The sequence below is a fragment of the uncultured Aquincola sp. genome (assembly GCF_964001545.1).
Classification (GTDB): Bacteria; Pseudomonadota; Gammaproteobacteria; order Burkholderiales; family Burkholderiaceae_C; genus Aquincola.
Map to the genome: position 1 here is coordinate 1 of NZ_CAXFDV010000240.1, position 6,001 is coordinate 6,001.

5 protein-coding genes and 1 tRNA gene are annotated in these 6,001 nt (G+C 68.0%); 1 reads left to right on the forward strand and 5 read right to left on the reverse strand.

What is annotated here, in order from left to right:
* Positions 1–2,000, reverse strand: a 2,000-nt coding sequence (gene rnr / locus ABNT58_RS08280) for a ribonuclease R (protein ID WP_348753026.1), incomplete at its 3' end; no start/stop codon positions are given.
* 73 nt (positions 2,001–2,073) lie between these two features.
* On the opposite strand from rnr, the gene ABNT58_RS08285 reads away from it, so the two are divergent.
* Positions 2,074–2,158, forward strand: a tRNA-Leu gene (locus ABNT58_RS08285).
* 166 nt (positions 2,159–2,324) lie between these two features.
* On the opposite strand, the gene ABNT58_RS08290 is transcribed toward ABNT58_RS08285, so the two are convergent.
* From ABNT58_RS08290 to hflC, 4 genes are all read right to left on the reverse strand, one after another.
* The gene (locus ABNT58_RS08290) at positions 2,325–2,846 is read right to left on the reverse strand and encodes a phosphoribosyltransferase (protein WP_348753027.1); all 522 of its coding nucleotides are present in this window, start codon (positions 2,844–2,846) and stop codon (positions 2,325–2,327) included.
* A 17-nt stretch (positions 2,847–2,863) separates the two neighbouring features.
* Positions 2,864–4,216: an adenylosuccinate synthase gene (locus ABNT58_RS08295; protein ID WP_348753028.1), complete on the reverse strand. Its 1,353-nt coding sequence runs from the start codon at positions 4,214–4,216 to the stop codon at positions 2,864–2,866.
* A 27-nt stretch (positions 4,217–4,243) separates the two neighbouring features.
* Positions 4,244–5,407 carry an ATP phosphoribosyltransferase regulatory subunit gene (locus ABNT58_RS08300; protein ID WP_348753029.1) on the reverse strand — a complete coding sequence of 388 codons (1,164 nt, stop codon included), beginning with the start codon at positions 5,405–5,407 and terminating at the stop codon, positions 4,244–4,246.
* A 133-nt stretch (positions 5,408–5,540) separates the two neighbouring features.
* On the reverse strand, positions 5,541–6,001 hold a 461-nt coding region (gene hflC, locus ABNT58_RS08305; RefSeq protein WP_348753030.1), incomplete at its 5' end, for a protease modulator HflC.

A 6,001-nucleotide genomic window follows, 5' to 3' on the forward strand; every position in this document is an offset into this window, starting at 1 on the left:
CGGCCGTCGAGGTCGACGCGGCTCACCTGCACCCGCACGCGGCTGCCGATGGTGTAGCGCACGCCGCTGCGTTCGCCGCGCAGCTCCTGCCGCGCTTCGTCGAAGCGGAAGTACTCGCCGCCCAGCTCGGTGATGTGCACCAGGCCTTCCACGTACAGCCCGTCCAGCGTGACGAAGAGGCCGAAGCTGGTGGCCGCGGTGACGGTGCCGCCGAACTCCTCGCCCAGGCGCTCACGCATGTAGCGGCACTTGAGCCAGGCTTCCACGTCGCGCGAGGCTTCGTCGGCGCGGCGTTCGTTGGCGCTGCAGTGCGCGCCTGCGATCTCCCACACGTCGGCGCCGTGCGCCCGCGCCGCGCCGGCGCTGCCGGCCGCTGCACCCTTGACCGGCTTGCCCCCCTTGCGCACCGTCACCGGCGGCTCGGCGGCCAGCAGCTTGGCATCGAGCTGGTACTTCCTGCCGCCCAGCAACGCCTTGATCACGCGGTGCACCAGCAGGTCGGGGTAACGGCGGATCGGGCTGGTGAAGTGGGTGTAGGCCGGGTAGCCCAGGCCGAAGTGGCCGCTGTTGATCGGCGTGTAGATGGCCTGCTGCATCGAGCGCAGCAGCATGGTGTGGATCTGCAGCGCGTCGGGCCGTTCCTTGGTGGCCTGGGCGATGGCCTGGAACTCACCCGGCGTGGGCTCGTCGCTCACCGACAGGCCCAGCCCCAGCGAGCGCAGGTAGTTCTGCAGCGTGGTCTTCTTCTCGGGCGTCGGGCCTTCGTGCACGCGGTACAGGCTCGGGTGCTTGCCCTGCTGGATGAAGTCGGCCGCGCAGACGTTGGCCGCCAGCATGGCTTCTTCGATCAGCTTGTGCGCCTCGGTGCGCACACGCGGCACGATCTTCTCGATGCGGCCGTTCTCGTCGCACACGATCTGCGTCTCGGTGGTCTCGAAGTCCACCGCGCCGCGGGCCGCACGCGACTTGAGCAGCGCGCGGTAGCAGTCGTTCAGGTGCAGCAGGTGCTCCACCAGGTCGCTGCGCTTGGCGGCCTCGGGCCCGCGGGTGTTGGCCAGGATGGCCGCCACCTCGGTGTAGGTGAAGCGGGCATGCGAGTGGATGACCGCCGGGTAGAACTGGTAGGCGTGGAGCTCGCCCACGTCGGACACCAGCATGTCGCACACCATCGACAACCGGTCTTCGTTCGGGTTGAGCGAGCACAGGCCGTTGGACAGCTTTTCCGGCAGCATCGGGATCACCCGGCGCGGGAAATACACCGAGGTGGCGCGCTCATAGGCGTCGTCGTCGATCGGCTCGCCGGGCTTGACGTAGTGGCTGACGTCGGCAATCGCCACGATGAGGCGGAAGCCGTTGAAGGCCGTCTTGCCGCGACCCTTCTTGAAGGGCTCGCAGTACACCGCATCGTCGAAGTCGCGCGCATCTTCGCCGTCGATGGTGACCAGCGGTACGTCGGTCAGGTCGATGCGGTGACGCTTGTCGGCCGGGCGCACGCGGTCGGGCAGCGCCGCGGCCTGGGCCAGCGTCTCGGGCGAGAAGCGGTGCGGCACTTCGTACTTGCGCACCGCGATCTCGATCTCCATGCCGGGGTCGTCGATCTCGCCCAGCACCTCGCTCACGCGGCCCACCGGCTGCGAGAACATCGAGGCCGGCTCGGTGAGTTCCACCGCCACCACCTGCCCTGCCTGCGCATTGGCGGTGGCGTTCTTGGGAATCAGGATGTCCTGGCCATAGCGCTTGTCTTCGGGCGCCACCAGCCACACGCCGCTTTCATGCAGCAGGCGTCCGATGATGGGCGACTTGCGCCGCTCCAGGATCTCGAGCACACGGCCTTCGGGCCGGCCCTTGCGGTCGTAGCGCACCACGCGCACCCGCACCTTGTCGCGGTGGAGCACGGCGCGCATCTCCTGCTGCGACAGGTAGATGTCGTTGCCGCCCGGCTGCAGCACGAAGCCGTGGCCGTCGCGATGACCCTGGACGATGCCTTCCACTTCGCTCATCAGAGCGGCGCCGAGGCTGGGGGCGCTTGCGTTGTTTGAATTTTTGATGATAGACTTCCAGCTTCCCTGAAATGCCCAGGTGGCGGAATTGGTAGACGCACTAGTTTCAGGTACTAGCGGGTAACTCCGTGGAGGTTCGAGTCCTCTCCTGGGCACCAGTGATCAAGAAAAAACGAAGGGCCGATGCACACAGCATCGGCCCTTTTTGTTTGCGCGTAAAGAACAGCAGATCAAGCGCCGCAACACCGGCTGCAGTCGTGCCACCCCAGGACAGCAAGTCCTTGATGGCATCAACCAACGGCAGCGGCACCGCGGCGCGGTCGATCAAACCGAGAACTTCCGGGCCAGGCCTTCGGGGCGCAGGCCGTCGTACTCTTCGAACGGCTGATGGATCCACGGGCTGGTGGTCAGCAGTTCGACGTAGTAGTCGGGGGTGTAGGTCGACACGCCCTTGGTCCAGATGACCGCCGAGCGCAGCTCCTGGATGGAAGGCATGCCGCGCAGGCGTTCGACCACCGCCTTGAGCGTGATGCCCGAGTCGGCCAGGTCGTCGACCAGCAGCACGCGGCCGGCCAGCTCGCCCTTGGGCATGGTGATGTACTTGGCCATGTCCAGCCGGCCCTGGATGGTGCCGGCCTCGGCCCGGTACGAGCTGGTGGACATGATGGCCAGCGGCTTGTCGAACACGCGCGACAGCACGTCGCCCGGGCGCATGCCGCCGCGGGCCAGGCACAGGATCTGGTCGAACTCCCAGCCCGAGTTGTAGACCTTGAGCGCCAGGCGCTCGGTCAGCATGTGGTACTCGTCCCAGGAGACGTAGAGGTGTTTGCCGTCGTCGGTCAGCATCGAAGGCTCCTTGTCGGTCAGGCTTGGTACGGGTGGCGAAGGAGGATGGTGTGCTCGCGGTCGGGGCCGGTGGACACCATGTCGATGGGGGCGCCGATGTAGGCCTCCACACGCTCCAGGTAGGCGCGCGCATTGGCCGGCAGCGCATCCCACTGGGTGACGCCGAAGGTGGTTTCGGTCCAGCCCGGGAAGGTCTCGTAGATCGGCTTGCAGGCCAGGATGTCGTCGGCGTCCAGCGGCAGGATGTCGACGCGCCGGCCGTTGAGCTCATAGCCCACGCAGACGTTGATTTCCTTCAGGCCGTCCAGCACGTCGAGCTTGGTGATGCACAGGCCCGAGATGCCGTTGATGATGATCGAGCGCTTGAGCAGCGCCGCGTCCAGCCAGCCGCAGCGGCGCGGGCGGCCGGTGACGGTGCCACGCTCCTGGCCCACGGTGGACAGGTGGTGGCCCACCGTGCCCTCCTCGTCCATCGGCAGCTCGGTCGGGAACGGGCCCGAGCCCACGCGCGTGGTGTAGGCCTTGGTGATGCCCAGGATGTAGTGCAGCTGGTCCGGGCCCACGCCCGAGCCCGCAGCCGCATTGCCGGCCACGCAGTTGCTGGAGGTGACGTAGGGGTAGGTGCCGTGGTCGATGTCCAGCAGCGTGCCCTGTGCGCCTTCGAACAGGATGTTGGCGCCTTCCTTGTTGGCGGTGTGCAGGCGGTAGCCCACGTCGGCCATCATCGGCTTGAGCTGCTCGGCCACCTGCATCGCATGGTCGAAGATGGGCTGGAATTCCAGCGGCGTGCTCTTGAGGTAGCCGCCCAGCGCAAAGTTGTGCAACTCCAGCAGCTCCTTGAGCTTCTTGGCGAAGCGCTCGGGGTGCTTCAGGTCCTGCACGCGCAGCGCGCGGCGGGCCACCTTGTCTTCATAGGCGGGGCCGATGCCCTTGCCGGTGGTGCCGATCTTGCCGGCGCCGCTGGTCTCGCGCAGCGCCTCGCGTGCCTTGTCCACTTCCACGTGGAAGGGCAGGATCAGCGGGCACGATTCGCTGATGAACAGGCGCGAACGCACGTCCAGGCCGATCTTCTCGAGCCGCTCGATCTCGGACAGCAGGTGGGTGGGATCGACCACCACGCCATTGCCGATGAAGCACTGCACGCCGTCGCGCATGATGCCGCTGGGAATGAGCTGCAGCGCCGTCTTCACGCCCTTGATGACCAGCGTGTGGCCGGCGTTGTGGCCGCCCTGGAAGCGCACCACGGCTTGTGCATGGTCGGTGAGCCAGTCCACCACCTTGCCCTTGCCTTCGTCGCCCCACTGGGTGCCGACGACCACGACGTTCTTGCCCCGCGCCGCACGCGGGGCCGAGTTGCTCTGCTGTTGCATGATGTCCGAAAGGTTCGTGAAAAGAGTTCAGAGCGCCCGCAGCGCCCAGCGGCCATCGACCAGCGCCAACTCGCGGTCGCAATCGAATTCCTGGGCCTCGTGTTCATGGCCGGGCAGCACGCACACCACCGTCTCGCCCTGCGCGCGCAGGCCGCGCACCGCTTCGCGCAGCGCGGCGTCTTCGCCCCAGGGGGCGCGGATGGCCGCACGCGGGCCTTGCGGCGCGGCTAGTTCCACCAGCGCCTTGAGGTCGAGGCTGAAGCCGGCGGCCGGCCGGTTGCGGCCGAACACGGCGCCCACTTCGTCGTAGCGGCCGCCACGCACCAGCGAATCGCTGGCGCCGGCGCCGTACAGCGCGAAGCGCACGCCGCTGTAGTAGGCATAGCCGCTCATGTCGGCCAGGTCGAAGCCCACCCGCACCTGCGGATGGGCGCGGCGCACATGGCTGGCCAGCCATGCCAGGTCGTCCAGCGCGGCGGTGATGAGCCGGTGCGCGGGCAGCTGGCTGCGCGCGGCGGCCAGCACGTCGGCACCGCCATAAAGGCGCATCAGCGTGGCAAAGCCCTGGCGGGTGGCGGCCGGCAGGTCGGCGGTCACGGCGGCCAGCGCTTCGCCGTCCTTGTGGGCCAGCGCGGCGGTCAGGTCGTTCAGCCGCTCAGCCGGCAGCGAAGCACCGTCCAGCAGGCCACGCACCACCCGCGCATCGCCCAGGTCGAGCACCGGCGCCTCGATGCCGGCAGCGCGCAGGCCGTCGAGCGCCAGCTCGATGACTTCGAGCTCGGCTTCCAGGCCGGCATGGCCATAGATCTCGGCACCGAACTGCAGCGGCTCACGCGTGGCATGCAGCCGCTCGGGGCGGGTGTGCAGCACCGGGCCGCAATAGGCCAAGCGGGTGACGCCGTTGCGGTTGAGCAGGTGCGCGTCTATCCGGGCCACCTGCGGCGTGGTGTCGGCCCGCAGGCCGAGGGTGCGGCCGCTCAGCTGGTCGACCAGCTTGAAGGTCTTGAGGTTGAGCTCACGCCCGGTGCCGGACAGCAGGGATTCGAGGTGTTCGAGCAGCGGCGGAATCACCAGCTCGAAGCCATAGCCGCGCGCCATGTCCAGCAGGTCGCGCCGCAGTTCTTCAATGCGCCGGGCCTGCGATGGCAGGACATCGGCAATGTGCTCGGGCAGCAGCCACGCAGACGACATCAAAAATGCACCGGTATTAAAAACCTGATTGTACGGGCCTCAGCAGCCCGTACCACGGTAGCCAGCGGGCCGGATGGCTCAGCCCGCGGCGGCCCGCATCAGGTCCACCAGCGCCGGCCGGCCGGCCGCTGGCTCAGCGGCCGCTGGCCGGGGCGGCGCTGCCGCCGCCGCGCATGGCCTTGAAGAACTCGCTGCTGGGGTCGAGCACCATCACGTCGCTCTTGTTGCGGAAGCTGGCGCGATAGGCCTCGAGGCTGCGGTAGAACTGGGCGAACTGCGGGTCGCGGCCGAAGGCATCGGCGTACAGCGCCGAAGCCTGCGCATCGCCCTCGCCCTTGATCTTCTGCGCGTCGCGGTAGGCCTCGGCGATGATGACTTCGCGCTGGCGGTCGGCATCGGCGCGGATCTTCTCGCCATCGGCGGCGCCTTGCGACCGCAACTCGTTGGCCACCTGCTTGCGCTCCGATTCCATGCGGCGGTAGACGGCGTCGGTGATGTCGGCCACGAAGTCCACGCGCTTGACGCGCACGTCCACGATCTCGATGCCGAACGCCTTGCTTTCGTCGGCCAGGCGTTCACGCACGGCCTGCATCA